A 26,082-nucleotide genomic window follows, 5' to 3' on the forward strand; every position below is an offset into this window, starting at 1 on the left:
CGCTCCTTCTTCTGCTTTCTTCTGCCGTCCGTTCGCGGCATGGGCCGCGACATGTGTGAAAGGGTACGATGCGCGCCGGATGCGGCACAATACGCAAAAATACATAAGCGTTCGCCGCCGCTTGCGCGGCGCCCGATCACAGCCCGTCAGCGTCCATGCCCTCCATCGATTACAAGACCGCCTTCCATCTCGCGCCGATCGGCCTCGTGCTGTCGCACGACCGCGTCATCGAAGATTGCAACGACGAGCTCGCCGCGATCTTCCGCTGCGCGCGCATCGATCTGATCGGCCGGTCGTTCGAGGTGCTCTACCCGTCGTCCGACGAATTCGAGCGGATCGGCGAGCGCATCTCGCCCGTGATGATCGCGCACGGCAGCTACGCGGACGATCGCATCATGAAGCGCGCGACGGGCGAATTGTTCTGGTGCCACGTGACGGGCCGCGCGCTCGATCGCACGGCGCCGCTCGCGGCGGGCGTATGGACGTTCGAGGACCTGAGCGCGACGCGCCGCGTCGCGGTCGAGCTGACGCCGCGCGAGCGCGAGATCGCCGCGCAGCTCGTGACCGGCAAGACAAGCAAGCAGATCGGCCGCGTGCTCGACATCAGCTCTCGCACGGTCGACATCTACCGCGCGCGGCTGATGCGCAAATACGGAACGGGGAACACGCCCGAGCTGGTGCAGCGCCTGCTCGGGCAGTGACGGCCCGCGCGCCCCGCCGGGGCAGACGGCCGAGCACATGCACGCGAACGCATCCTGCCGTTGCGCGCCGAGGCAATCGGGAACGGCAATAAGCCGAGCGTCAGCCCCCGAACAGAACCGAGTCATTACCATCCAAAACTCAACAATTCCATTTCCCGATACCGATTAGATCGAATTTCCGCCCTACACTTTTTTCAGAAATTTATTTAACCTTGAGCAACACGATCCAAGTGGGTTACGCAATCTTCAACATCGGATGAAAAACAATACATCCCTATCCTTCACGCAATAAATATTTTGAGATAGCAAGAAAGTCGACCTTTTGGCAGGGCGTTTTCGCACCGCCCTGACCGAATCGGATGATCGATCGATCCTGTGCGGAAACAATTTCGACCGACACAGGAGCGCGACGATTTCATGCCGTCGGCGTGCCGCGCCGGGCATCGCGGGCAGCGGAACGCAACGCGGCCCGGCGGCCCCGGAACGGGCTCGCGTCACCTGGTAGCACGCTGCGCCGGACTCTCGCATCGATCGAACAAACCCAATCCCGAATCAACTACGCCAATCCAAAAGGCCAGGTGAATTAATGATTATCTCGAGAGCAAGAGATTTATTTTTCATTTTCATGATTAACGTAATCGGATGCCAGGCGGCATTTTCTCAAACCAATACGCCGGTAACGGGAATCGATCTCGGCGGAGAAATTCTCGACATTATCAATCAGAATCCCAATAATCCGGCACAGGCAATCAATAACTATATGGCGGGCGTCGCCGCGATGAACGTGCGCTGGCTGCGCATTCACCTCAATTGGTCGGAAATCCAGCCGGCGTCGACATGGATCTTTACCAGCGATCCCAATCCCGGCGTCAGCAGCGGCCTGACCTGGGGCGCGACGGACATCGTCGTTCGGGCCGCCAGAAATTACGGAGTGCGAATTCTCGGCGTGATCACGTTGACGCCGCGCTGGGCGGTGGGCTCGCAATGTCCGAGCAACTACCGCCTGTCGAGTAACGGCGCCTATGCGCTGTGCGCGCCTAATCCCACGTCGTACACCAACTTCGCGCGCGCGGCCGCCAAACACTACAGCAGCGACAGCTACGGCGGGAAAATCGACGCGTGGGAAATCTGGAACGAGCCGAATTGCGGGCCCAACTTCATCCCGCACGATCCGGTCCTCTATACCCAGCTCCTGAAGAGCGCGTATTCGGCGATCAAGCAAGCCAATCCGTCGGCGTCCGTCTATGCGGGCGGCAGCTCGGGATGCCTCACGTCGCCGAACAACGGCACGGGCGCGCTTCCGTCGAGCGGCGTGGCGGGCCTCGTGAATTCGGCGGATTCCCGCTACCCCGCGCCGACGCAATGGGAGCCCCGCGACTGGCTTGCCGTGATGTACGCGAACGGCGCGAAGGGATATTTCGACGGGCTCGCGCACCATCCGCACTGCCACAGCGACGATTGGCAATCGCCCCCCGATCAGTGCCCGAGCACGACCGTCAACTCCGTCTATCCGGATTACTCGAATCCGTTCAACATCATGTGGCACACGTTCTCGTCGCCCTCCTACGGCTGGCCGTCCCCTACCGGCAAGACGTTCGCCAGTTACACGGGGACGAGCCTGCGCGACCTGATGAACGCGAACGGCGACGGGGCCAAGCCCATCGTGATCACGGAATTCGGGGTCGCAACGACTGCGTCGGATGGCGCCGCCAATTTCACGGGCCAGCTGGGCGGTAGCGCACAGCAGTACACGAACGCCGATTTTCAGACGCTGGCGCCCTCGTACCTGACGCAAGCGAACCAGGCGCGCGAGTACCGGGCGCTAATGGCATGGATCGCCAACCAGCCTTACGGCCGGTTTGGCCCGGTTTACGCGTATTGCTACTCGGACATGACGCTGGCGTCGCCATACAGCGCGAACATCTACGAGCCGTATTTCGGCCTGGTGACGATCACCGGTTCGACGGGATCGAGCGGAACGGCCGGCGCGCCCAAGATCGCGGGCACGTATCAGGCCGTGTCTGGGCAGTACTATCCGGCCTGGCCCAACTTCGGCGCCGCCGCCGCGGCGGCGGCCAATCAGACCCCGGGCTACGCGCCGGTCGGCCCGGGCTGGTGACGCATCGGGAAAGCGGGCGATCCGACGGAAAGCCGCGCGCGGCACCGCGTGCCGCAGCCGCCGCGCTTCGTGGGCGCGGGAACGTCCCGCTGCTTCGCCTTGAAATCAGCTTGGCCGCCGCGCCCCCGAACGCGTGACCGCCGGGGCACGCGCGATTTGCAGCGCTCGAGACAGCAAGAGAAACGGCGCGCCGGCATGCGGCGCGACGAGGCCACGGCGCACGCCGGCGCGCCGCCGCGCTTACGCGATCTTCGTCTGCAGCGCGCTTTCGATCGTGTTGCGCAGCATATCCGGCAGCGGCACCGACTTGCCGAGCGCGTAGTCGACCCACACGCAACGCGCAGCGCCGCGCGCGTACACGTGCTCGGGGCCGTCCGAGCGGGTCAGTTCGAACGCGGTGTCGAAGCTGCTGCGGCCGGGCTTGGCCGCCGACAGGCGCGCGATCACGTCGCCCGGATAATGCAGTTGCCTGAGAAACTCCATCGACGCATTGACGACGACGGGCCCCTGCCCCTCGCCGTTGCCGCCCGCGATGCCGAGCTTGCCGAACCACGTGACGCGCGCCTCCTCCATGTAGCGGAAGTAGACCGTGTTGTTCACGTGACCGAACGCGTCCATGTCGCCCCAGCGGATCGGCATCGACATTTCGAAAACAGGGGTGTAATCGCTCATCGCACTCTTCTTTTCTGCAAGGTGAAACCGTTCGGCGCGGCCGCTCACGCGAGGCCGAGGCCATCGTCGGCCGACACGATCGAGCCGTTGATGAACTGCGACTCGTCGGCGGCGAGGAGGAGCAACAGCCCGTCGAGATCCTGCGGCTTGCCGACCCGGCGGCGCGGCAGCATCGCCTGCAGCTTCTGCCCCTGCTCGGTTTCCCACAGATAGTGATTGATCTCGGTGTCGATGTAGCCCGGGCAGATCGCGTTCACGTTGATCCCGTGGCGGCCCCATTCGAGCGCCATCGCACGCGTCATGTGGACGACGGCCGCCTTGCTCATCGCATACAGGCCGATCTGCGAGAACGGCCGCAGCCCCGCGACCGACGCGATGTTGATGATCCGGCACGCCGGCTTCGCGCTGCCGCTGCCCGCGCGCATCATCATCCGCTTCGCGACTTCCTGCGCGACGAAGAACGCGCCGCGCGTGTTCGTATCGAATACATACTCGAAATCGGCCGGCGTCACGTCGACGAGCTTTTGCATCGTCGACACGCCCGAATTGTTGACCAGAATGTCGATCGTGCCCGCTTCCGTTTCAGCGTGCGCGACGGCCGCCTTGATGCTTTGATAATCGGTGACGTCGAGCGACACCACGTGCGCGGCGCCGCCCGCCGCCTCGATCTCCGCGCGCAGCTCCTTCAGGCGCTCGACGCGCCGGCTCGCGAGCACGACCTTCGCGCCCGCCTGCGACAGCACCTGCGCGAAGCGCTGCCCGAGGCCGCTCGACGCGCCCGTGATGAACGCAACCTTGCCTTCCAGATTGATCGAACGGCCCATGCCGACTCCTCTTCGTTCCGATGACATCATGCCGCACCAGTATGCGACGTTCTCGTGCACGACCCAACCCATAAAATAGAACGATCGTGCTAATCTAGGATTCCGCTGTTGCGGCAAGCGTTTTATTTCGCCGACAATACGGTCCCGAATAAAAGCATTCTAATGGTTAGAGGAGCGTTCATGACCCCCGCAAGCCTCATCGAGCAATACGGCCCGCGCGAATCGATGGAATACGACGTCGTGATCGTCGGCGGCGGCCCCGCAGGCCTGTCGGCGGCCATCCGGCTCAAGCAGCTCGCCGCCGAGAAAGGCACGGAGATCGGCGTCTGCGTGCTCGAAAAGGGCTCCGAGATCGGCGCGCACATCCTGTCGGGCGCCGTGATGGACCCGCGCGCGATCACTGAACTGTTCCCCGACTGGAAGGAAAAAGGCGCGCCGCTCACCGTCGACGTCACCGAAGACCGCTTCCTGTTCCTGACCGAGAAGAGCGCGTTCCAGGTGCCGAACTGGGCGCTTCCGGACAACTTCAAGAACCACGGCAATTACGTGATCAGCCTCGGCAACGTCACGCGCTGGCTCGGGACAATGGCCGAGGGGCTCGGCGTCGAGATCTTCCCGGGCTTTCCGGCCGCCGAGATCCTCTACAACGCCGACGGCTCGGTCAAGGGCGTCGCCACCGGCAACATGGGCGTCGGCAAGGATGGCGAGCCGACCGAGAATTTCCAGCTCGGCATGGAGCTGCACGCGAAGTACACGCTCTTCTGCGAAGGCGCGCGCGGCCACCTCGGCCGCCAGCTGATGGACAAGTTCAAGCTGAACGCGAACAGCGATCCGCAGGCGTACGGCATCGGCATCAAGGAGCTGTGGGAGATCGATCCCGTCAAGCACAAGCCGGGCCTCGTGATCCACACGGCCGGCTGGCCGTTGTCGTCGGACACGTACGGCGGCTCGTTCCTGTATCACATGGACAACAACCAGGTCGTCGTCGGCTTCGTCATCGGGCTCGCGTACTCGAACCCGTATCTGTCGCCGTTCGAGGAGTTCCAGCGCTACAAGACGCATCCGTCGATCCGGCCGTTCCTCGAAGGCGGCAAGCGCGTGTCGTACGGCGCGCGCGCGATCACGGCGGGCGGCCTGACGTCGCTGCCGAAGACGGTGTTCCCGGGCGGCGCGCTCGTCGGCGACGACGCGGGCTTTTTGAACGCGTCGCGAATCAAGGGCAGCCACGCGGCGATCAAGACCGGCATGCTCGCCGCCGAAGCCGCGTTCGACGCGGTGCAGGCGGGCCGCCAGGCCGACGAGCTGACCGCGTACCCGGACGCGTTCAAGACGTCGTGGCTGTACACGGAGCTCTACCGCGCGCGCAACTTCAAGCAGTGGATGAGCAAGGGCCTGTATCTGGGCACGCTGATGGTCGGCGTCGAGCAGAAGCTGATGAACGGCAACGTGCCGTGGACGCTGCATCACCAGCACGGCGACCACGAGATGCTGAAGCCCGCGTCGCAGTGCCAGCCGATCGACTATCCGAAGCCGGACGGCAAGCTGACGTTCGATCGCCTGTCGTCGGTGTTCATCTCGAACACGAATCACGAGGAGAACCAGCCGGCGCACCTGACGCTGAAGGACGCGAGCGTGCCGGTGAGCGTCAATCTGCGCACGTATGCGGGGCCGGAAGCGCGCTTCTGCCCGGCCGCCGTCTACGAGTTCGTGAAGAACGACGACGGCAGCGACCGCCTCGTGATCAATGCGCAGAACTGCGTGCACTGCAAGACCTGCGACATCAAGGACCCGACGCAGAACATCGTGTGGGTCACGCCGGAAGGCGGCGGCGGGCCGAACTATCCGAACATGTGAGCGCGCGCCCGCGCGTCGCGCGGGCGAGTCGGTCGCATCGCGCGGCGAATGCGGCAAAGCGAAACGGGCGCCTCGGCGCCCGTTGTCGTTCTATCGTTTCGTGGTCGCTGCCCGCGGCGCACCGGCACGCGCCCGATAGCGGCACGAAACGCACCGCTATCGGGCGATGATCACTTCGCTTCCGGCGCGCTCGCAGCGATCCTCGGCGTCGCGGTCGACACGTCGCCGCACTGCGCGCGATGGCGCAGCGCGTGATCGATCAGCACGAGCGCGAGCATCGATTCGGCGATCGGCGTCGCGCGAATTCCGACGCACGGATCGTGGCGGCCGAACGTCTCGACGACGGCGGGCTCGCCCGCCTTCGTGATCGAGCGGCGCGGCGTGCGGATGCTCGACGTCGGCTTGATCGCGATCGACACCGTGATGTCCTGCCCCGTCGAGATGCCGCCGAGCACGCCGCCCGAGTGATTGCCGACGAAGCCGTCCGGCGTCAGCTCGTCGCCGTGCACGGAGCCGCGCTGCGCGACGCTCGCGAAGCCCGCGCCGATCTCGACGCCCTTCACCGCGTTGATCCCCATCATCGCGTGCGCGATGTCCGCGTCGAGGCGGTCGAAGAGCGGCTCGCCCCAGCCGGCCGGCACGCCCGACGCGACGACGTCGATCCGCGCGCCGATCGAATCGCCGTCCTTGCGCAGCGCATCCATGTAGCCTTCGAGCTGCGGGACGATGTCGGCGTTCGGCGCGAAGAACGGATTCTCGCGCACGTGCGACCAGTCGACGAACGGAATCTCGATCTCGCCGAGCGCGCTCATGTAGCCGCGCACCTCGACGCCGAAGCGCTCGCGCAGCCACTTCTTCGCGATCGCGCCCGCGCCGACGACGGGCGCCGTCAGCCGCGCCGACGACCGGCCGCCGCCGCGATAGTCTCGCACGCCGTACTTCTGCCAGTACGTGTAGTCGGCATGGCCCGGGCGGAACGTGTCGGCGATGTTGCCGTAGTCCTTGCTGCGCTGGTCGGTGTTGCGGATCAGGAGCGCGATCGGCGCGCCCGTCGTCACGCCCTCGAACACGCCGGACAGGATCTCGACCTGGTCGGGCTCCTGGCGCTGCGTGACGTGGCGCGACGTGCCGGGCTTGCGGCGGTCGAGCTCGAGCTGGACGTCGGCTTCCGTGAGCGCCATGCCCGGCGGGCAGCCATCGATCACGCAGCCGATCGCGGGGCCGTGCGACTCGCCGAAGGTCGTGACAGTGAAAAGCGTGCCGAGGGTGTTGCCGGACATAGGACCGTCCAAGAAAGAGTCAGTCGAGGAAGCCGATATTATGCCAGCCCGTTTTGAGCGGTGCGGCGATATGGCGCGTGATCGGGCGATGTCGTGCGATATGGCGCGACGCCGTGCGGTGGGCGGCGCATGCCGGGGGCGGCGGCCGGTGCCGTCGCGATCCGCTTCGACGCGAACGGCGGGAAAGCGGCGTGCGGGACAATCGGCGAGCGCGAGCCACGCCGACGGACCGCCGATGGGCGAGCGGGCTGCGCGACCCGCGCTTGAAGTCACGATCGGCGCGCGCCGCCCCGCGTCGAGCGCCGCCCGACGCAGACGGCCTCACCCGCTGGCGGCCGTCCAGCTCGCCCGACTCGCCCCACCCGCCCCGCTCGCGCCGCCTACTTCCGCGCGCCGCGCAGCTCCGTCACGGCGGCCTGCAGCGCCTCCGGCGTCGCCGCCACGGCCGGGATCGGCTCGCCGACCGCGAGCGTGAGACGGCTCGTCACCCCGCGCTTCACCGGCCGCGGCCAGCGCGCAACCTCGTGCCGCGAGAACACGCTGCCCCACAGCCCGCGCAGCGCCATCGGCACGACGGGCACGCTCGCGCGCTTCAGGATTTCGGTGACGCCGTGGTGGAACCCGTTGACGTCGCCCGTCTTCGTCAGCTTGCCTTCCGGGAACACGCAGACGAGCTCCCCTTCGCGCAGCGCGGCCTCGCACGCGTCGTACGCGCGCGCGAGCATCTCGGGGTCTTCGTGGCGCGGCGCGATCGGGATCGCCTTCGCATGGCGGAACGCCCAGTTCGCGAAACGCGCGTTGAAGATCCGGTGGTCCATCACGAAGCGAATCGGCCGCGGGCTCGCCGCCGCGAGCACGAGCGCGTCGACGTAGCTCACGTGATTGCAGACGAGGAGCGCCGCGCCTTCGTCGGGAATCCGCTCCGCGTGCACGAGGCGAATCCGGTAGAACGTGTGCACGAGCGCCCACGCGACGAAGCGCAGCAGGAACTCCGGCACGAGCGAATAGATGTACGACGCGACGACGACGTTCAGCAGCGCGGTCACGAGGAAGATCCCCGGAATGCTGACGCCCGCCTTCGTGAGCAGCATCGCCATCAGCGCCGACACGATCATGAAGAGCGCGTTCAGGATGTTGTTCGCGGCGATGATCCGCGCGCGGTGCGTCGGCGCGCTGCGGCTCTGGATCAGCGCGTAGAGCGGCACGCTGTAGAAGCCGCCGAACATCGCGAGCAGGAACAGGTCGGCGAGTATCCGCCAGTGCGCCGCGTGGCCGAGAAACTCGCCCACGGCAAGCAGATGCGTCTGCGCCGGAAGCGCGTGGCTCGCGAAGTACAGCTCGATCGCGAACGCGCTGATGCCGAGCGAGCCGAGCGGCACGAGCCCGATCTCGACGCGCCGCCGCGACAGCCGCTCGCACAGCAGCGAGCCGAGGCCGATGCCGAACGAGAACGTCGCGAGCAGCACGGTGACGACGTCCGGATTCGCCGACAGCACGTCCTTCGCGAAGCCGAAAAACGACGTGAGGAACGTCGCGCCGACAAACCACAGCCACGAAATGCCGAGCAGGCTCAGGAACACCGTCCGGTTCTCGCGCGCGAGCTTCAGGTTGCGCCATGTCTCCGAGAACGGGTTCCAGTTGATCGCGAGATTCGGCTGCGGCGCGGGCGTCGCCGGCACGCCCGCCGCCGCGACGCGCCCGACGAGCGCGATGCCGACGCAGCAGACGGCGAGCAGCAGCTCGCCGCGTCCCGAAATGCCCGCCGCCGCGCCGCCGATGATCGTGCCGATCAGGATCGCGACGAACGTGCCCATCTCGACGAGCCCGTTGCCGCCGACGAGCTCGTGATCGTTCAGATGCTGCGGCAGGTACGAATACTTGACGGGCCCGAAGAGCGTCGAGTGCATGCCCATCATGAACGTGCACAGATACAGCAGCGGCGCGCCGTGCGTGACGAAACCCGCCGCGCCGATGGTCATCAGCACGATCTCGAAGCTCTTCACGAAGCGCGTGAGGCGCGCCTTGTCGTACTTGTCGGCGAGCTGCCCCGCCGTCGCCGAGAACAGCACGAACGGCAGAATGAAGATCGCCGAGATCAGGAACGCGGCCGTCTTCGGATCGACGCCGCTGAATTTCGCCGCCTGGTAGGTGACGAGCGACGTGAAGCCGATCTTGAAAACGTTGTCGTTCAGCGCGCCCATGAACTGCGTCGCGAAGAACGGCGCGAAGCGGCGCTCGCGCAACAGGTCGAACTGCGACGGATGGGCGTGGCGCTTCTCGCGCCGCGCGGTCGAAGTGAGGGAAGGATCGCTCATGCGTGAGGGCGCCCGCGCGTCGCGTCGGCACGATCGCACACGCAGGCGAAAGAAGAAATGACGAAGATCGCCGGGACGGCCGCCCGGCGGCCTGCACGCGCGGCCGCGCGCGGCCTTTAGCTCGCGAGCGGCTTGCGCTCTTCGCTGTCGGGTTCCGGCCAGTCGCGGATATACGCCTTCAGCATCCGGTTCTCGAAGCTCTGCGCCTCGACGACCGTCTTCGCGACGTCGTAGAACGAGATCACGCCCATCAGCACCTTCTTGTCGAGCACCGGCATGTAGCGCGCGTGCCGCTCGAGCATCATCCGGCGCACTTCGTCGATGTCGGTTTCCGGCGTGCACGTGAGCGGCTCGTCCATCACGGTGCGCACGAGCACCTCGCCGATGCTGCCGCCGTTCGCCTTCAGGCGCAGGATGATCTCGCGGAACGTCAGAATCCCGACGAGATCGCCGTACTCCATCACGACGAGCGAGCCGATGTCGTGTTCCGCCATCGTGTCGACCGCATTACGCAGCGGCATGTCGGGCGTCACGGTAAACAGCGTATTGCCCTTGACTTTCAGAATATCGCTGACGCGCATCGTTGTCCCCTGTTGCAACTCGTGCATAATCGGCTTTCGATCCTAACGGAAAGCCCCGCAAAAGGAAAGCGCGCGGCGGCGGGCGCCCGCCCCCGTTGCGGCGGGCGGCGCCCCGCCGCACAATGGAAGCGATGACGCGCCGCGCGGCCGCCGCCGGCGCTCGAGGAGACTGTCATGGCACATTCCGCGCACACCGAGCATTTCTCCAGTTTCGCCGAGTTTTATCCGTTCTATCTCGACGAGCACCGCAACCTGGTGTCGCGGCGGCTGCACTTCATCGGCTCGCTCGGCGTGATCGGCTGCGTCGCGATGGCGCTCGCCACGGGCCTCTGGTGGTGGCTGCCCGCCGCCGTCGTCTGCGGCTACGGATTCGCGTGGATCGGGCACTTCTTCTTCGAAAAGAACCGCCCCGCGACGTTCCGGCACCCGATCTACAGCTTCATGGGCGACTGGGTGATGTTCAAGGACATCTGCACCGGCAAGATTTCGATCTGACCCGCTCGGACGGATTGCCGGCGAACCGGGCCGGAACCGCAATCGCGCGACGCGCGACCAACGCCTGCGCGGGCCCGCGCATCGCATCCATACGCCGCCCGCTCGGGCTTCCCGGCGGCGCCTTCTCGTCAACGTGACACCGTGATGACACGGGCTCGTCGGCTCGTCGGCTCGTCGGCTTGCTTCGTCGGCTTCGTTCTCGCGTCAGGCAGTGCGCGGCGGCAGCGCCGACGTCGGCCGCCCCGCGTCCTGCACGCCGCGCGGCGCGCCCGCCTTGCGGCGCGCGATCAGCTCCGCGAGCGACAGCTCGAGCTTCTCGCTCGCGAACGCGTCGAGCAGCGCCCCGCAGTCCACCTCGGTCTTGCCGCGCTGCGCCTGGTAGACGAGCTCCGTCCGGTCGATCACGAGCACGTCGAACAGATTCGCGATCGTCAGGCGCTCCGGGTTCGCGAGCATCACGTAGCGCGGCGCGGCGTCGCCGCCGCTTTGCAGCCGCGCGACCCATTCGCGCTCCTCGAGCGTCGACAGGAGCCGCTGCGCGGTCTCCATGTCGCAGCGCGCCATCAGCGCGAGCCGCGCGGCCGTGTAGCCCGGCTTGCCCGCCTCCTGCGCCTCGGCGAGCCGCGCGAGCAGCTCGAGCGAGTCGAGCAGATCGCTGCCCGGATAGTGAATCCTGTGGAACTGCCCGACCCGGATCGCCGGCAGCGCCGATGCGATCATCGCGCCCGCGAGCGTGACGAACCAGCTCAGGTACATCCACAGCAGGAACATCGGCACGGTCGCGAACGCGCCGTACACCGCCGTATAGGTGGGAATGCGCCGCACGTAATACCCGAAGCCGCGCTTCGCGAGCTCGAACGCGATCGCCGCGCACACGCCGCCCACCGCCGCGTCGCGCCAGGCGACCGTGCAGTTCGGCAGATACACGTAGAGCAGCGTGAACGCGAGCACCGTGAGCGGCAGCGACGCGGCCGTCAGCAGCCATTCGAAGATCGGCGGCGTGCTCGTCGACCCGGCGAACGCGAGCGATTTCGTGAACAGATACGACGACATCGACAGGCTCACGCCGAACAGGAGCGGCCCGAGCGTGATGAGCGCCCAGTACGCGAGCACGCGCTGCGCGAACGGCCGCGGCTTGCGCACGCGCCAGATCAGGTTGAACGCGGATTCGACCGTCATCATCGTCATCACCGCGGTGAAGACGAGCACGATGAGGCCCGCCGTCGTCAGCCCCTTCGCCTTCGACGCGAACTGGTTCAGGTACTTGAATATCTGGCTGTTGAACTGCGCGGGCATCAGGTGATCGGCAAGGAAGCCCTGCAGCGAATTCTGGAACGACGCGAACATCGGGAACGCGGTGAACAGCGCGAAGGCGACCGTCACGAGCGGCACGAGCGCGAGCATCGTCGTGAACGTGAGGCTGCCCGCGACCTGCGGGATGCGGTCCTCCGCGCTGCGCTTCGCGGCGAAGCGCGCGAGGCGCTTGATGGTGTCGAGATCGACGCTCAACTTCGGCAACGGCTTTCTCCTTTTGCTGCGCATGTCGCGCGCCGCGCGACAGGTCGAGCCGCGACGCTTCGCGGCGGCTTCAGCCCCTATAATAGCCGCTCACTCAAGAGGCCTATGAAAGACATCCTCGTGCTCTATTACAGCCGCCACGGCGCGACGCGCGAACTCGCGCTCGCGATCGCGGCGGGCATCGACAGCGTGCCCGGCATGCAGGCGCGCATCCGCACGGTGCCGGCCGTGTCGACCGTCTGCGAGGCGACGCAGCCCGACATCCCCGACGACGGCCCGCCGTACGCGGAGCCGCGCGACCTCGACGAATGCGCGGGCGTCGCGCTCGGCTCGCCCACCCGCTTCGGCAACATGGCCGCGCCGCTCAAGTATTTTCTCGACGGCACGACGCCGCAATGGCTGTCGGGCGCGCTCGCGGGCAAGCCGGCGTGCGTGTTCACGTCGACGGGCAGCCTGCACGGCGGCCAGGAATCGACGCTGCTGTCGATGATGCTGCCGCTGCTGCACCACGGCATGCTGATCGTCGGAATTCCTTACACCGAAACCGCGTTGTCCGTCACGCAGACGGGCGGCACGCCTTACGGCGCGTCGCACTTCGCGCGCGTCGCCGACGCGGCGCACGAGCGCATTTCCGCCGACGAGAAGGCGCTCGCGCACGCGCTCGGCGCGCGGCTCGCGCGCACCGCGTCGCGCCTCGCGGCCGCGTCCGAATGAGCGCGCCCGCCTGCCCGAAGCCGCTCGCCGCACGCGCGGCCGCGCTTGGCCTCGTCGCGCTAATCGCGCTTTGCGTTGCGTGGGAAGCCTGGCTCGCGCCGCTGCGGCCGGGCGGCTCCGCGCTGATCCTGAAGGCCGTGCCGCTCGCGCTGGCACTGCCCGGCGTGTGGCGGCGCAGCGTCTACACGCTGCAGTGGGCGTCGATGCTGATTTTGATTTATCTTGCAGAAGGCATCGTGCGCGGCATGACGGACGGCGGGCTGTCCGCGCGACTCGGCTGGCTCGAGGCCGCGCTCGCGCTCGGCGTCTTCGGCGCCGCGCTCGCCTACGTCGCGCCGTTCAAGCGCGCCGCGAAGCAAGCGGCGAAGCAAGCGGCAAAGCAAACGGCGAAGCGCGCGCAAGACCGTCCGCCCGCGTCCGGCCGCCCCCGCTCCTGATTTTTTCGATTGCCTGACCTCCGAACGAACGCCATGACCTCCTCCCCCGCTTTCGTCGACGCGTGCCGCCAAGCGATCGGCGCCGCCCACGTGCTGACCGATCCCCACGACACGGCCCCGTTTGTGACCGACTGGCGCCGCCGCTATCAGGGCGCCGCCTGCGCGGTGCTCAGGCCCGCGAACACCGAAGAGGTCGCGGCGCTCGTGAAGCTCGCGCTCGAATATCGCGTCGCGCTCGTGCCACAAGGCGGCAACACGGGCCTCGCGGGCGGCGCGACGCCCGACGCGAGCGGCGCGCAGGCGGTGCTGAGCCTCGCGCGCCTGAACCGCGTGCGCGCGCTCGATGCGCACAACAACACGATCACCGTCGAAGCGGGCGTGATCCTCGCCGATGTGCAGGCGCGCGCGCAGGAAGCGGACCGGCTTTTCGCGCTCAGCCTCGCCGCCGAAGGCAGCTGCACGATCGGCGGCAATCTCGCGACGAACGCGGGCGGCACCGCGGTGCTGCGTTACGGCAACGCACGCGAGCTGTGCCTCGGCCTCGAGGTCGTCACGCCGCAAGGCGAGATCTGGGACGGCCTGCGCGGGCTGCGCAAGGACAACACCGGCTACGATCTGCGCGATCTCTTCATCGGCGCCGAGGGCACGCTCGGCATCATCACGGCCGCGGTGATGAAGCTGCACCCGCGCCCCGCCGCGAAGGTGACGGCGCTCGCCGCGCTCGAATCGCCGCACGCGGCGCTCGATTTCCTGTCGCTCGCGCAGCGCGCGGCCGGCCCGCTGCTGACGGGCTTCGAGCTGATGTCGGATTTTTGCATGAAGCTCGTCGGCAAGCACTATCCGCAGTTGCGCTACCCGTTCGACGCGGCGCATCCGCAGACCGTGCTGCTCGAATTGTCCGACAACGAAAGCGAGGCCCACGCGCGCGCGCTCTTCGAGACGATGATGGAACAGGCGTTCGAGGCGGGGCTCGTCGTCGACGCGGTCGTCGCCGAGAATCTCGCGCAGTCGCGCGCGCTCTGGGATCTGCGCGAACACATCCCGCTCGCGCAGGCGGACGAAGGGCTCAACATCAAGCACGACATCGCGGTGCCGATCTCCTCGATCGCGCGCTTCATCGACGAGACCGACGCGGCGATCCAGGCCGCCGCGCCCGGCGCGCGGATGGTGACGTTCGGCCACCTCGGCGACGGCAACCTGCACTACAACGTGCAGATGCCCGAAGGCGGCGATCCGAAGGCGTTCCTCGCGGCGCACCAGGCGCCCATCAACCGGATCGTCTACGACAACGTCCACAAGCACCGCGGCACGATCAGCGCCGAGCACGGCATCGGGCAATTGAAGATCGACGACGCGCAGCGCTACAAGTCCGCCGTCGAGATCGGCCTCATGCGCGCGCTGAAGGCGGCGCTCGATCCGCTCGGCCTGATGAACCCCGGCAAGGTGCTGCACTGACGCCGCAACCCGCGACACGAAGGAGCCGTCCGTGAAGATTCGCGTGCTGTCCGATCTGCATCTCGAATGCAACGAGCCTGACGCGATCCCGTACGCGCGCGCGGATCTCGTCGTGCTCGCGGGCGACATTCACAATCATGCGGAAGGCTTGCGCTGGGCGGCGCAGACGTTCGATCCCGACGTGCCCGTCGTCTACGTGCCCGGCAATCACGAGTATTACGACGGCGAGTTCGGCGCGCTCGAAGCGGCGATGCGCGACGCCGCCGCGACGCTCGACCACGTCCACTACCTGAACAACGCCGCGTATGTCGATCCGGCCGGACGCTTTCGCGTGCTCGGCACGACGCTCTGGACCGATTTCGAGCTGTTCGGCGGCGACGAGGCTGCGCTCGCGCAGTCGATCGCCGAGTGCGAGCGCGTGATGCTCGATTTCAAGGGCTTGATTCAGGTGGATTGGCCGGGCGACGCCGGCGCGGGCGCGGGCGAAGCGGCCGATGCAGCCGCCGACGGAGCCGCCGATATCGCCGATGCAACGGCGCAGGCGGGACACGCCGCCGCCTCGCGTGCGCCCGCGGGGCAGGCGCCCGACTCGGCGGCGGCGCCGAGCCCGCGCGATTTCGCGCCGCGCGACGCCCTCGCGCTGCATCGCACCGCCCGTGCGTGGCTCGAGCGCGAGCTCGCGAAGCCGTGGGCGGGCCGAACGATCGTCGTCACGCACCACGCGCCGCACCGCGCGAGCCTCGCCGCGCGCTACGCCGACGATCTCGCGTCGGCCGGCTTCATCAGCGATTTGAGCGCGCTCGTGCGGCCGCCCGTCTCGCTATGGATTCACGGGCACACGCACACGTCGTTCGACTACACGACGGCCGAAGGCACGCGCGTCGTCTGCAATCCGCACGGCTACATTCGCCGGCGCACCGGCGAGCGCGAAAATCCGTCGTTCGAATGGGGCAAGATCATCACGCTCGCGTGACGCGAGCGCGAGACGAAGAAGCAGAAGCGCGAAGGAACCGCCGCGCCCGCGGCATTCAGAGGACGGTGCGGCGGCCGTCCCGATGCGGGCGATGCGAACGCACGCGCACCGGAACCGGCGCGCAGCGCTTTTGCGCGTCGATCGCGCGCAGCAACTCGCGCGACGCCGCGATCCCGATCGCGCCGAAGAGCGCGAGCGCGCCGAAACCCATCAGCAGAGGCGTATTCATCGATTTCTCCCCGATCCGTCGATTGCGTTAAGCGAATACATGAGAAGACAGTAGCAAACCCGGCGCGGCGTGAACGTAAGAAAGTGTTGCGACAGCGTCAAAATGCGTCAATTCCGCCGCGCGGCCTCAGGTCTGCACGGTGAAGCGCTCGAGCGCCGCTTCGTCGGCCTCGAGGATCGACGGCAGCTCGTCGCGCAGAAAATCGACCCACGTGCGGATCTTCGCGTCGAGATACTGGCGCGACGCATAGAGCGCGTAGATGTTCATCGCGTGCGACCGGTATTCGGGCATCACGCGCACGAAGTCGCCGTTGCGCAGGCCGGCGATCGCCGAATAGAGCGGCAGCACGCCGATGCCCATGCCCTCGCGGATGCCGGCCGCGAGCGCCTCGGCGACGTTCACGCGAAACGGCGGCGGCGCGAGCGTCACGCTCTCCTCGCCGTGCGGGCCCACCAGCTTCCATTCGTCCCAGTACAGGCCCGGCGCGACCATCCCGAGGCATATGTGATTCGCGAGATCGTGCGGGCGCTGCGGCGCGCCGTGCTGCTCGATGTAGCCGCGCGACGCGCAGACGACGCTGAACGTCTCGCCGAGCCGCTGCGACACGAGCCCCGAATCGGGCAGCTCGCGCCCGACGACGAGCGACACGTCGAACCCTTCGTCGAGCAGGTCCGGCAGCCGCTGCGCGAGCGTCAGGTCGACCTGGACTTCCGGGTAGCGCTGCCGGTAGCGCGACACCGCGGGCACCGTGTAATGCTGGCCGAGGCTCGTCATGCAGTGCACCTTCAGCTTGCCGGACGGGCGCGCGTGCGCGTCGCTCGCCTCCGCCTCCGCCTGCTCGACGTACGCGAGGATCTGCTCGCAGCGCTGCAGATAGCGCTCGCCTGCCTCGGTGAGCGCGATGCGGCGCGTCGTGCGGTTCAGCAGACGCGTGCGCAGGTGCGCCTCGAGATCGGACACCGCTCGCGACGCGTACGCGGTCGTCGAATTGAGCTGCTGCGCCGCCGCCGTAAAGCTGCCCGCATCGACCACGCGGACGAACACACGCATGTTTTGGAGCGTATCCATGCTAATTCCCTATTGAATCCGGGAGGATTGTTGCATAAATATTCAACAATATTATCTCAATGTCCGTAAGAATGCGTTGCACCATTGTCGGTTTATTTGGCAATCCGCAAAAAAATATAATCGCATCCGACTCATCTTTATCCGAAAGGGAGAAAATCGTGCAGTCTCCGGCAACAAGAGGGACGCTTGCACTCGCGGTTCTTGCAATCTCATTAATAATGGCCGGATGTGCAAGCATGGGCGATGTTGCACCGCAAGCAAAGCAGATCGACCCGGCCTCGCTCGATGCGGGCGCGGCGATCGCGGCAGCCGACCGCGACGCCGGCTGGCCCGCGTCAGACTGGTGGCGCGCGTATCGCGATCCGCAGCTCGACGCGTGGATCGCCGCGTCGCTCGCCGGCAATCCGTCGCTCGCGGCCGCGCAGGCGCGCGTGCGCGAAGCGCAGTCGCTCGCGCGCATCGCGCACGCCGAGGAGCTCCCGCAGTTGAACGGCAGCCTCTCGCTGATGCGCCAGCACTGGCCGGACAACGTCTACTACGGCCCCGGCCCGCTCGCCAACGCCGACACCTGGAACAACACGGGCGCGCTGAGCCTGTCGTACCACCTCGACCTGTGGGGCAAGGACAAGAACAACGCCCGGCGCGCGCTCGACACGGCGCGCGCCAGCGCGGCCGACGCGCGCGCGGCGCAGCTCGAGCTCGAAGCGAACGTCGTGCGCGCGTACGTCGACTTCGCGAAGGATTACGCGCTCCTCGACATCGCGCACGCGACCTACGACCGCCAGAACGAGCTCGCCGAACTCGCGCGCAAGCGCCTTCGCGCGGGCATCGGCACGCAGCTCGAAGTGAGCCAGGCCGAGGCGCCGCTGCCCGATTATGCGCGGCAGATCGATTCGTACGAGGAAGCGATCCAGCTCGGCCGCCATCAGCTCGCCGCGCTCGCGGGCAAGGGGCCGGGCGCGGGCGCGCCGCTCGCGCGGCCGAAGCTCGCGCTCGACGCCGACGCGAGCCTGCCGTCCGCGCTGCCCGCCGAGCTGATCGGCCGGCGGCCGGACGTCGTCGCCGCACGCTGGACGGTCGACGCGCAGGCGCGCGGCATCGACGTCGCGAAGGCCGCGTTCTATCCGAACGTCGACCTGATCGCGTCGCTCGGCGGCTTCGCGGTCAGCGCGCCGTTCGCGACGTTCCTGCGCGCGATGAACGGCGGCTGGTCGGCGGGCCCCGCGCTCACGCTGCCGATCTTCGAAGGCGGCCGGCTGCGCGCGCAACTGGGCGTCGCATCGGCCGGCTACGACGAGGCCGTCGAGCGCTACAACCAGACGATCGTCGGCGCGCTGAAGGACATCGCGGACAACGTCGTGCGGCTGCATTCGCTCGACTCGCAACAGAAGGACGCCGCGCGCGCGGTTGCGCTCACGCGCCGCTCGTACGATCTGTCGCATACCGGCTTCAGCCGCGGGCTCACCGACTACGTGAACGTGCTGCTCGCGCAGAGCCAGTTGCTGACCGCGCAGGAGAACCAGGCGCGCGTCGAAGCCGCGCGGCTCGCCGCGCACGCGTCGCTGATGATCGCGCTCGGCGGCGGGCTCGAAACCGCGGGCGACGCGCCGCATGACGCGCCGGCGGGCGATGCGCGGCGGGCGAGCGCGCCGAACCCGCCCGCCGCTTCGGCCGACGCCCCGGCGGGCTCCGGCGCTTCGTCTTCGTCTTCGTCTTCGTCTTCGGCTTCGTCTTCGGCTTCGGCTTCGTCGGCCGGCGGCCGCGCTGCCGCCGCCTCTCGCGCATCGGCCACAGCCGCCGCCGCAACGGCGAGCGGCCTCACCGCCGCCGTCGCCGGCGCGTCGGCGCCGACGTCCGCCGCGACGAGCGCGTCGGCGACCGCCGCCCCCGCCGCGCGCTAACCCACGCAAGGAGCCGATCATGTCAGCCGCCCCTCCCGCTTCCGCCCCGCCGCCGCGATCTGCCGGCGCCGCGCTCGTCGCGTCGATGAGCGACTGGGCGCGCACCGACGGCGCCGCGTGGCTCTATCTCGCGAAGGCGCTCGCCGCCGCGTTTCTCGCGCTCGGCGTATCGATGGTGCTCGACCTGCCCGCGCCGAAGACCGCGATGACGACCGTCTTCATCGTGATGCAACCGCAAAGCGGCGCGGTGTTCGCGAAGAGCTTCTACCGGCTCATCGGCACCTTCGTCGGCCTGAGCGCGACGCTCGCGCTCGTCGGCCTGTTCCCGCAGCAGCCGGTGCTGTTCCTGCTCGCGGTCGCGCTGTGGGTTGCCGTGTGCACGGCGGGCGCCGCGCGCAACCGCAATTTCCGCAGCTACGGCTTCCTGCTCGCCGGCTACACGGCCGCGCTGATCGGCCTGCCCGCGTCGCAGAACCCCGGCGGCGCGTTCATGACCGCGATGACGCGGGTGTCCGAGATATCGGTCGGCATCCTGTCCGCGGGCATCGTGAGCGCGCTGATCTTCCCGCAGTACACGGGCGAGCAGATGCGCACGACGGTGCGCCGGCGCTTCGGCGCGTTCGTCGACTACGTCGCGTCCGCGCTCGCCGGCACGCTCGACCGCTCGAAGATCGAGAGCGTCCACACGCGCTTCGTCGCGGACGTGGTCGGCTTCGAGGCCGCGCGCAGCATGGCCGTGTTCGAGAATCCGGACACGCGGATGCGCAGCGGCCGGCTGTCGCGCCTGAACAGCGAGTTCATGACCGCGTCGAGCCGCTTCCACGCGCTGCATCAGCTGATGAACCGGCTGCACGCGACGAGCGCGCAGGCGGTCGACGCGCTCGAGCCGTACTTCCGCGAGATCGCGCCGCTCTTGTCGAAGGACGGCGAGTACGTGCGCACCTCAGCCGACGCCGCGTACGCCGCCGAGCAGTTGCTCGCGTATCGCGACGCGCTGCCGCGCCGCATCCGCGCGACGCGCGCCGAGCACGAGACGCAGCCCGGCTTCCCGCTCCTCGACTTCGACACCGCGTCCGAGCTGCTGTACCGCTTCATCACCGATCTGCACGCGTACGCGGCCACCTACGCGTCGCTCGCCGCGAGCACGCACGAGCGCGAGCGCTGGATCGAGCGCTACGAGCCGCGCACCAACGCGACGGCCGCGCTGATCGCGGGCATCCGCACGGCGAGCGTGATGCTGCTGCTGAGCGTGTTCTGGATCTACAGCGCGTGGCCGAGCGGCGTGATGCTCGTGCTGAACGCGGCGGCCGTGTGCGCGCTCGCGTCGTCGTCGCCGCAGCCGACCAAGATGGCCGCGCAGATGGCGCTCGGCACCGCGTTCGCGGTCGTCACGGGTTTCGTGCTGATGTTCGGCGTCTATCCGCACATCGACGGCTTCGTGCTGCTGTGCGCGGCGCTCGCGCCGTTTCTCGCGCCCGGCGTGTTCATGTCGCTCAAGCCGAAGTACGCGGGCTGCGGCGCGGGCTACCTGATTTTCTTCTGCACGCTCGCCGGCCCCGAGAACGTCACGCACTACGATCCCGCCGGCTTCATGAACGACGCGCTCGCGCTGCTGCTGTCGATGATCGTGTCGGCGATCGCGTTCGCGGTGCTGTTCCCGCCGAGCGCGCCGTGGCTCAAGAAGCGCCTGTTCGCCGATCTGCGCCATCAGGCGGTCGCCGCATGCCACGCGCGTCTGCCGGGGTTGCGCACGCGCTTCGAGAGCGGCGCGCGCGACCTGATGTTCCAGGCGCACGGATTGTCGGCCGATCAGCCCGACGCGCAGCGCGACGCGTTGCGCTGGATGTTCGCGGTGCTCGAGACCGGCAACGCGGTGATCGACCTGCGCCACGAGATCGCGACGCTGCCGCGCGATCCGCGTTACGCGGCGACGATGCCGTGGCGGCGCGCGATCGAGGCGGCGCGCGACGCGCTCGCCGCGCTGTTCGGCAAGCCGGCGCCCGCGCGCTTCGACGCGGCGCTCGCCGCCGCCGTCGACGCGATCGCGGCGACCCAGCAGGCGCTCGTCACGTTCGCGCCGCCGCGCGAGGAACGCCACCAGATGCAGCGAATCCTGTCGCACCTGCATTTCGTGCGCACCGCGCTGCTCGATCCCGAATCGCCGCTCGCCGCGCTCAACGGCGCGCGCGTGCCGCCCGACCGACAAGGAGTTTCACCATGATGCCGCGCGACCTCGCGATCCTCGACGCCTACGTGCCGACCGTCGTGCTGATGTTCGTCATCGGCGCGTTCGCGACCTGGCTGATCGACCGCCTGCTCGCGTACACGGGCCTCTATCGCGTCGTCTGGCACCCGTCGCTGTTCCGGGCGAGCCTGCTCGTCTGCATTTGCGGCGGGCTCAGCCTCGCCGTCTACCGTTGATATGAGTCGAACCATGCTCTTGCGAAAACTCTTCGGCTTCGTCGCGACAGCCGCCATCCTGATCGTCGCGATCCTGATCGGGCGCACCCTGTGGGTCCATTACATGGACGAGCCCTGGACCCGCGACGGCCGCGTGCGCGCGGAGATCGTCAACGTCGCGCCGGACGTGTCGGGCGCGGTCGTCGAGCTGCCGGTGCGCGACAACCAGCTCGTGAAGAAGGGCGACCTGATCATGCAGATCGATCCGTCGCACTATCAGATCGCGGTGGAGCAGGCGCAGGCGGCCGTCGCCGCCCGCCGCGCCGAGCTGCAGATGCGCCGCGCCGACGCCGCGCGCCGCGCGGACCTCGACGCGCTCGTCGTGTCGAAGGAAAGCCGCGAGAACTCGGCGCAGACCGCCTCGAGCGCCGAGGCGCAATACCAGCAGGCGCTCGCCGCGCTCGACGCCGCGAAGCTCAATCTCGAGCGCACGCGCGTCGTCGCGCCCGTCGACGGCTACGTCACGAACCTGAGCGTGTTCAGGGGCGACTACGCGAGCGCCGGCCAGGCGAAGCTCGCGATCGTCGACAGCCATTCGTTCTGGGTGTACGGCTACTTCGAGGAAACGAAGCTGCCGCGCGTGAAGATCGGCGCGAAGGCGCAGATGCGGCTGATGAGCGGCGGCGTGCTGAAGGGCCACGTCGAGAGCATCTCGCGCGGCATCTACGACCGCGACAATCCGCAAAGCCGCGATCTCGTCGCCGACGTGAACCCGACGTTCAACTGGGTGCGGCTCGCGCAGCGCGTGCCGGTGCGCATCCATATCGACGAGGTGCCGAAGGATCTCGTGCTGTCGGCGGGCACGACGTGCACGGTGATCGTCGAGCCGGACGACGGCGGCAAGCGTAAGTCGTAAGTCGTAAGTCGTGAGCCGTAAGTCGTGAGCCGTGAGCCGTGAGCCGTGAGCCGTGAGCCGTGAGCCGGCAAGTAGCCAGCCGTAAACCGTAAGCCGGAGCAAGCCACGCGCAAGCGCGCGCGAAACGGCGCGCCCGCCGAAACGCGCGCCGCTCAACCCACCGCGTGCGCGGGCAAATGGAAGCGCCCGACCATCGCCTTGAGCATCTGCGCCTGCTCGTCGAGCGAGCGCGCGGCCGCGGCCGCCTCCTCGACGAGCGCCGCGTTCTGCTGCGTGCCCGCATCCATCTGCGTGACCGCGCGCTCGATCGCGTCGATGCCGGAACTCTGCTCGTTCGAAGCGGCCGAGATCTCGCCCATGATGTCGGTCACGCGCTTCACCGCGCGCACGACTTCGTCCATCGTGCGCCCGGCGTCCTGCGCGAGCACCGCGCCGTTCGCGACCCGCTCGACCGACGCGCCGATCAGCGCCTTGATCTCTTTCGCGGCAGTCGCCGAGCGCTGCGCAAGCGAGCGCACTTCGCTCGCGACGACCGAGAATCCGCGCCCTTCCTCGCCCGCGCGCGCCGCCTCGACGGCCGCGTTCAGCGCGAGAATGTTGGTCTGGAACGCGATGCTCTCGATCACGCCGATGATGTCGCGGATGCTCTTCGCGCTCTCGTCGATTTCGTTCATCGTCACGACCACTCGGCCGACGACCGTGCCGCCCTCCTCGGCGACCGACGAAGCGTTCGCCGCAAGCGCGCTCGCCTGCCGCGCGTTCTCCGCGTTCTGGTGGACGGTCGACGTCAGTTGCCCCACGCTCGTCGCGGTGCGTTCGAGCGCGACCGCCTGCTGCTCGGTGCGCTGAGACAGATCGAGATTGCCCATCGCGATCTCGCCCGCCGCCGACGCGATCGCCTCGGCGCTCGCCGAAATCTCGCGCACGGTGCCGGCCAAGCCCTCCTGCATGTCGCGCAGCGCGTGCAGCATGCTGTCGCGATCGCGCGTGTCGAGCCGGATCGCGTTCGACAAATCGCCGCGCGAGATGCTGACCGCGATCTCCTTCGCATACGCGGGCTCGCCGCCCAGCTGCGCGCCGAGCCTGCGCACGACCCACGCGGCGATCGCGAACGCGAGCACGACGAGCGCGGCCGTCATCGCGGCGAGCATCGCGAACGACTCGCGATAGATCGCGCCCGACGCGTCGAGGGTCGCCTTCGACGCGTCGCCGCGCGCGTCGACGAGCGCGTCGACGAGCTTCTCGAGCTTGCCCGTCTCGACGAGCAGCGATACGTCCTGCGAGCCGACCTGCCAGCTCATCTGCGACAGGTCGAGCGGCTGCTCGCGCACGAGCTTCACGAAGTCGCGCAGATGCCCGCTCCACGCGGCGACGGCCGTGCCGAACGCCTTGAGCCGCGCGGCGGCGTCGGCCGCGCCGTCCGCGTGCCGCTGCAGCGTCGCGAGATCGTTGCCGATCGCGGCGAGCCCCTTGTCGATGTCCGCGCCGAGCTCGTCGCGCTCCTTCGCGGTCGTCGCGGTGATCAGCATCTTCTGCGCACGGCTCGCGCGCAGCACCGACGCGCGCACTTCCTCGGCCGCGCGACTCGCGACGTGCCCCTGCTCGTACACCGACTTGATCGAGCTGTTGAGCCGGCTGATCTGCGCGAGCGAGAACAGGCCGACGGCGAGCGTGCCCGCGAGCAGCACGGCGAACGCCGCGCGCAGCGTCGCCTTCACCGACCACGCGCGGCGCGCGCGACGCGGCCTGCCGGGCCCGGGCGCGCGCCTCGGGCTCCCGGCCGGGTCGTCGGGCAGGAATTGCTTGCCGTGCAGCGATACTCCTTTCATTGATGGGTCCCCGTTCTGATGCTGCAGCCGAAAAGGCGGTTTCGGCATGACCGTCGGCGCTCGCGCGGTACGTCTCGCCGGAATCTACGGCAGGCGCTTTTTTTTCTTGAGTGGGGTGAAACCCGCCGTTTCACGCACGACGCACGGCGGGCGGCGGCGCAAACGCTAAACACGCGCAGACGCGCAAAATCACGCAACAGTCGGCGTCAGAGTTGTCCGATTCGCGACAAAAGTTGGCCGGACATTGCCGACTCGCCACTTTAGACTTCGTTGACGCATCAAAGAAAAACAGTGTCGTGCCCTTTCAAGCACGCAGCGCCCCTTCCGAGACACTCGCATTCCTATGGAAACCAGCCTCGACAACCGCCCGTCCGTTGCCCGCCCCGCCGCGCCGCCCGCACCGACCACCGCCTCGCGCACCATCTATCCGGTGCTCGGCGCGATCAGCTTCTCGCATCTGCTCAACGACATGATCCAGTCGCTGATCCTCGCGATCTATCCGATGCTGAAGTCGGAATTCGCGCTGTCGTTCGCGCAGATCGGCCTCATCACGCTCACTTACCAGATCACCGCGTCGCTCCTGCAGCCGGTGATCGGCCTCTATACCGACAGGCGTCCGCAGCCGTACTCGCTGCCCGTCGGCATGGGCTTCACGCTCACGGGCCTGCTGCTGATGTCGTTCGCGCCGACGTTCCCGCTCCTGCTCGTCGCGGCGGCGCTTGTCGGCTGCGGCTCGTCGGTGTTTCACCCCGAATCGTCGCGTGTCGCGCGCATGGCGTCGGGCGGCCAGCACGGGCTCGCGCAGTCGCTGTTCCAGGTCGGCGGCAACGCCGGCTCGTCGCTCGGGCCGCTCCTCGCCGCGCTGATCGTGATCCCGCACGGCCAGCGCAGCATCGCATGGTTCTCCGTCGCGGCGCTCGTCGCGATTCTGGTGCTCGTGCAGATCGGCCGCTGGTATCAGCGCCATCCGGCCGCGAAGAAGAAGGCCGCGCGCATCGCGCATCCGACGCTGTCGCGCCGGCAGGTCATGCTCGCGCTCGGCGTGCTCGTGCTGCTCGTGTTCTCGAAGTACTTCTATCTCGCGAGCATCAACAGCTATTTCACGTTCTATCTGATCGACAAGTTCCATCTGTCGGTGCAGGCCGCGCAGATCCATCTGTTCGTGTTCCTCGCGGCCGTCGCGGCGGGCACGATCGTCGGCGGGCCGATCGGCGACCGGATCGGGCGCAAGTACGTGATCTGGACGTCGATCCTCGGCGTCGCGCCGTTCACGCTGCTGCTGCCGTACGCGAATCTCTTCTGGACGACGGTGCTCACCATCGTGATCGGCGTCGTGCTCGCATCGGCGTTCGCGGCGATCATCGTCTACGGGCAGGAGCTGATTCCGGGCAAGGTCGGCACGGTCGCGGGCCTCTTCTTCGGCCTGTCGTTCGGCCTCGGCGGCGTCGGCGCGGCGGTGCTCGGCCAGCTCGCCGACGCGACGAACATCGCGTTCGTCTACAAGGTTTGCTCGTTCCTGCCGCTCATCGGCGTGCTGACGGTGTTCCTGCCGAATCTCGAAAGCAAGGGGAAGCTCGGGAAGCAGGCGGCCTGACGGATCGGCCCGACTAGGGAAATCGCCCGCGACGGAGGCGATCGGCGGGCGGTTGCGAAGGTGCGCGCGGAGCGACGGCCGCCAAGTTGGCGGCGCGCGGTCGTCTGAGTCGTCTGAGTCGTCTGAGTCGTCTGAGTCGTCTGAGTCGTCTGAGTCGGTCGGCGGCGAATCGGCGTCGAATCCACGTCGATTCGCGCACACCTCTGG

General features: G+C 67.9%; 22 protein-coding genes. 13 read left to right on the plus strand and 9 right to left on the minus strand.

Features of this window, described 5'->3' with window-relative positions; genetic code table 11:
• Positions 1–155 precede the first annotated feature (155 nt).
• Positions 156–701, plus strand: a complete 546-nt coding sequence (locus X946_RS20350; protein WP_038751247.1) for a LuxR C-terminal-related transcriptional regulator — start codon at positions 156–158, stop codon at positions 699–701.
• A 586-nt stretch (positions 702–1,287) separates the two neighbouring features.
• Positions 1,288–2,820: a cellulase family glycosylhydrolase gene (locus X946_RS20355; RefSeq protein WP_038751249.1), complete on the plus strand. Its 1,533-nt coding sequence runs from the start codon at positions 1,288–1,290 to the stop codon at positions 2,818–2,820.
• 240 nt (positions 2,821–3,060) lie between these two features.
• Here the strand turns inward: X946_RS20355 and X946_RS20360 are convergent, their stop codons facing one another.
• Together X946_RS20360 and X946_RS20365 are read right to left on the minus strand one after the other, a co-directional pair.
• Positions 3,061–3,492 (minus strand): acyl-CoA thioesterase, encoded by a 432-nt coding sequence (locus X946_RS20360; RefSeq protein WP_038751251.1) that lies wholly within the window; start codon positions 3,490–3,492, stop codon positions 3,061–3,063.
• Positions 3,493–3,536: 44 nt separating this feature from the next.
• Positions 3,537–4,316 carry an SDR family oxidoreductase gene (locus X946_RS20365; RefSeq protein ID WP_038751253.1) on the minus strand — a complete coding sequence of 260 codons (780 nt, stop codon included), beginning with the start codon at positions 4,314–4,316 and terminating at the stop codon, positions 3,537–3,539.
• A 180-nt stretch (positions 4,317–4,496) separates the two neighbouring features.
• Here X946_RS20365 and X946_RS20370 point away from each other — a divergent pair, with 180 nt between their 5' ends.
• Positions 4,497–6,170 carry an electron transfer flavoprotein-ubiquinone oxidoreductase gene (locus tag X946_RS20370; protein ID WP_038751255.1) on the plus strand — a complete coding sequence of 558 codons (1,674 nt, stop codon included), beginning with the start codon at positions 4,497–4,499 and terminating at the stop codon, positions 6,168–6,170.
• A 170-nt stretch (positions 6,171–6,340) separates the two neighbouring features.
• On the opposite strand, the gene aroC is transcribed toward X946_RS20370, so the two are convergent.
• The 3 genes from aroC to X946_RS20385 all read right to left on the minus strand — a co-directional run bounded on the left by aroC (position 6,341) and on the right by X946_RS20385 (position 10,346).
• A complete protein-coding gene (aroC, locus tag X946_RS20375; RefSeq protein ID WP_038751257.1) occupies positions 6,341–7,450 on the minus strand; it encodes a chorismate synthase in 1,110 nt (369 codons plus the stop codon).
• Between the two features lie 380 nt (positions 7,451–7,830).
• Positions 7,831–9,765: an MFS transporter gene (locus X946_RS20380; protein ID WP_038751259.1), complete on the minus strand. Its 1,935-nt coding sequence runs from the start codon at positions 9,763–9,765 to the stop codon at positions 7,831–7,833.
• A 116-nt stretch (positions 9,766–9,881) separates the two neighbouring features.
• The gene (locus X946_RS20385; protein WP_038751422.1) at positions 9,882–10,346 is read right to left on the minus strand and encodes a CBS domain-containing protein; all 465 of its coding nucleotides are present in this window, start codon (positions 10,344–10,346) and stop codon (positions 9,882–9,884) included.
• 174 nt (positions 10,347–10,520) lie between these two features.
• Between X946_RS20385 and X946_RS20390 the strand changes: the two genes are divergently transcribed.
• On the plus strand, positions 10,521–10,841 hold the full coding sequence (locus tag X946_RS20390) for an Mpo1-like protein (RefSeq protein WP_038751261.1): 321 nt from the start codon (positions 10,521–10,523) through the stop codon (positions 10,839–10,841).
• Positions 10,842–11,045: 204 nt separating this feature from the next.
• On the opposite strand, the gene X946_RS20395 is transcribed toward X946_RS20390, so the two are convergent.
• A complete protein-coding gene (locus tag X946_RS20395; RefSeq protein ID WP_038751263.1) occupies positions 11,046–12,359 on the minus strand; it encodes a YihY family inner membrane protein in 1,314 nt (437 codons plus the stop codon).
• A gap of 105 nt (positions 12,360–12,464) precedes the next feature.
• Between X946_RS20395 and wrbA the strand changes: the two genes are divergently transcribed.
• Genes wrbA through X946_RS20415 form a run of 4 tightly spaced genes read left to right on the plus strand, consistent with a single transcriptional unit; the run spans position 12,465 to position 15,938 of the window.
• On the plus strand, positions 12,465–13,073 hold the full coding sequence (wrbA, locus tag X946_RS20400; protein ID WP_038751265.1) for an NAD(P)H:quinone oxidoreductase: 609 nt from the start codon (positions 12,465–12,467) through the stop codon (positions 13,071–13,073).
• A complete protein-coding gene (locus tag X946_RS20405) occupies positions 13,070–13,510 on the plus strand; it encodes a DUF2069 domain-containing protein (protein ID WP_038751267.1) in 441 nt (146 codons plus the stop codon). The genes wrbA and X946_RS20405 overlap by 4 nt, the downstream gene beginning before the upstream one ends.
• A 33-nt stretch (positions 13,511–13,543) precedes the next feature.
• Positions 13,544–14,965 (plus strand): FAD-binding oxidoreductase, encoded by a 1,422-nt coding sequence (locus tag X946_RS20410; protein WP_038751269.1) that lies wholly within the window; start codon positions 13,544–13,546, stop codon positions 14,963–14,965.
• 31 nt (positions 14,966–14,996) lie between these two features.
• Positions 14,997–15,938, plus strand: a complete 942-nt coding sequence (locus tag X946_RS20415) for a metallophosphoesterase (protein WP_038751271.1) — start codon at positions 14,997–14,999, stop codon at positions 15,936–15,938.
• Between the two features lie 55 nt (positions 15,939–15,993).
• Here X946_RS20415 and X946_RS35755 read toward each other — a convergent pair whose 3' ends face one another.
• Positions 15,994–16,167 (minus strand): hypothetical protein, encoded by a 174-nt coding sequence (locus tag X946_RS35755; RefSeq protein ID WP_038751273.1) that lies wholly within the window; start codon positions 16,165–16,167, stop codon positions 15,994–15,996.
• 126 nt (positions 16,168–16,293) lie between these two features.
• Positions 16,294–17,235 (minus strand): LysR family transcriptional regulator, encoded by a 942-nt coding sequence (locus X946_RS20425; RefSeq protein ID WP_038751275.1) that lies wholly within the window; start codon positions 17,233–17,235, stop codon positions 16,294–16,296.
• Positions 17,236–17,453: 218 nt separating this feature from the next.
• Here X946_RS20425 and X946_RS20430 point away from each other — a divergent pair, with 218 nt between their 5' ends.
• Genes X946_RS20430 through X946_RS20445 form a run of 4 tightly spaced genes read left to right on the plus strand, consistent with a single transcriptional unit; the run spans position 17,454 to position 22,452 of the window.
• Positions 17,454–19,136 carry an efflux transporter outer membrane subunit gene (locus tag X946_RS20430; protein WP_052145132.1) on the plus strand — a complete coding sequence of 561 codons (1,683 nt, stop codon included), beginning with the start codon at positions 17,454–17,456 and terminating at the stop codon, positions 19,134–19,136.
• 19 nt (positions 19,137–19,155) lie between these two features.
• Complete coding sequence (locus tag X946_RS20435) at positions 19,156–21,357, plus strand: FUSC family protein (RefSeq protein ID WP_038751279.1); 2,202 nt, start codon at positions 19,156–19,158, stop codon at positions 21,355–21,357.
• On the plus strand, positions 21,354–21,557 hold the full coding sequence (locus X946_RS20440) for a DUF1656 domain-containing protein (protein ID WP_004191885.1): 204 nt from the start codon (positions 21,354–21,356) through the stop codon (positions 21,555–21,557). Before X946_RS20435 ends, X946_RS20440 begins: the two co-directional genes overlap by 4 nt.
• Before the next feature lie 13 nt (positions 21,558–21,570).
• Positions 21,571–22,452, plus strand: coding sequence for an efflux RND transporter periplasmic adaptor subunit (locus tag X946_RS20445; protein WP_038751281.1), 882 nt, complete (start codon positions 21,571–21,573; stop codon positions 22,450–22,452).
• 152 nt (positions 22,453–22,604) lie between these two features.
• Here the strand turns inward: X946_RS20445 and X946_RS20450 are convergent, their stop codons facing one another.
• Positions 22,605–24,281 (minus strand): methyl-accepting chemotaxis protein, encoded by a 1,677-nt coding sequence (locus X946_RS20450; RefSeq protein WP_038751283.1) that lies wholly within the window; start codon positions 24,279–24,281, stop codon positions 22,605–22,607.
• A 343-nt stretch (positions 24,282–24,624) separates the two neighbouring features.
• On the opposite strand from X946_RS20450, the gene X946_RS20455 reads away from it, so the two are divergent.
• Complete coding sequence (locus X946_RS20455; protein WP_038751285.1) at positions 24,625–25,875, plus strand: MFS transporter; 1,251 nt, start codon at positions 24,625–24,627, stop codon at positions 25,873–25,875.
• Positions 25,876–26,082 lie beyond the last annotated feature (207 nt).

It is taken from the genome of Burkholderia sp. ABCPW 111, from assembly GCF_000773065.1.
Classification (GTDB): Bacteria; Pseudomonadota; Gammaproteobacteria; order Burkholderiales; family Burkholderiaceae; genus Burkholderia; species Burkholderia savannae.

Bases quoted from the DNA above. Each gene is read 5' to 3' on its own strand.
- X946_RS20455 (WP_038751285.1), top strand. From the start codon at position 24,625: ATGGAAACCAGCCTCGACAACCGCCCGTCCGTTGCCCGCCCCGCCGCG.
- X946_RS20365 (WP_038751253.1), bottom strand. From the start codon at position 4,316: ATGGGCCGTTCGATCAATCTGGAAGGCAAGGTTGCGTTCATCACGGGC.
- X946_RS20360 (WP_038751251.1), bottom strand. From the start codon at position 3,492: ATGAGCGATTACACCCCTGTTTTCGAAATGTCGATGCCGATCCGCTGG.
- X946_RS20450 (WP_038751283.1), bottom strand. From the start codon at position 24,281: ATGAAAGGAGTATCGCTGCACGGCAAGCAATTCCTGCCCGACGACCCG.
- wrbA (WP_038751265.1), top strand. From the start codon at position 12,465: ATGAAAGACATCCTCGTGCTCTATTACAGCCGCCACGGCGCGACGCGC.
- X946_RS20350 (WP_038751247.1), top strand. From the start codon at position 156: ATGCCCTCCATCGATTACAAGACCGCCTTCCATCTCGCGCCGATCGGC.
- X946_RS20445 (WP_038751281.1), top strand. From the start codon at position 21,571: ATGCTCTTGCGAAAACTCTTCGGCTTCGTCGCGACAGCCGCCATCCTG.
- X946_RS20390 (WP_038751261.1), top strand. From the start codon at position 10,521: ATGGCACATTCCGCGCACACCGAGCATTTCTCCAGTTTCGCCGAGTTT.
- X946_RS20380 (WP_038751259.1), bottom strand. From the start codon at position 9,765: ATGAGCGATCCTTCCCTCACTTCGACCGCGCGGCGCGAGAAGCGCCAC.
- X946_RS20425 (WP_038751275.1), bottom strand. From the start codon at position 17,235: ATGGATACGCTCCAAAACATGCGTGTGTTCGTCCGCGTGGTCGATGCG.
- X946_RS20370 (WP_038751255.1), top strand. From the start codon at position 4,497: ATGACCCCCGCAAGCCTCATCGAGCAATACGGCCCGCGCGAATCGATG.
- X946_RS20405 (WP_038751267.1), top strand. From the start codon at position 13,070: ATGAGCGCGCCCGCCTGCCCGAAGCCGCTCGCCGCACGCGCGGCCGCG.
- X946_RS20355 (WP_038751249.1), top strand. From the start codon at position 1,288: ATGATTATCTCGAGAGCAAGAGATTTATTTTTCATTTTCATGATTAAC.
- aroC (WP_038751257.1), bottom strand. From the start codon at position 7,450: ATGTCCGGCAACACCCTCGGCACGCTTTTCACTGTCACGACCTTCGGC.
- X946_RS20385 (WP_038751422.1), bottom strand. From the start codon at position 10,346: ATGCGCGTCAGCGATATTCTGAAAGTCAAGGGCAATACGCTGTTTACC.
- X946_RS20435 (WP_038751279.1), top strand. From the start codon at position 19,156: ATGTCAGCCGCCCCTCCCGCTTCCGCCCCGCCGCCGCGATCTGCCGGC.
- X946_RS20410 (WP_038751269.1), top strand. From the start codon at position 13,544: ATGACCTCCTCCCCCGCTTTCGTCGACGCGTGCCGCCAAGCGATCGGC.
- X946_RS20430 (WP_052145132.1), top strand. From the start codon at position 17,454: ATGGCCGGATGTGCAAGCATGGGCGATGTTGCACCGCAAGCAAAGCAG.
- X946_RS20440 (WP_004191885.1), top strand. From the start codon at position 21,354: ATGATGCCGCGCGACCTCGCGATCCTCGACGCCTACGTGCCGACCGTC.
- X946_RS35755 (WP_038751273.1), bottom strand. From the start codon at position 16,167: ATGAATACGCCTCTGCTGATGGGTTTCGGCGCGCTCGCGCTCTTCGGC.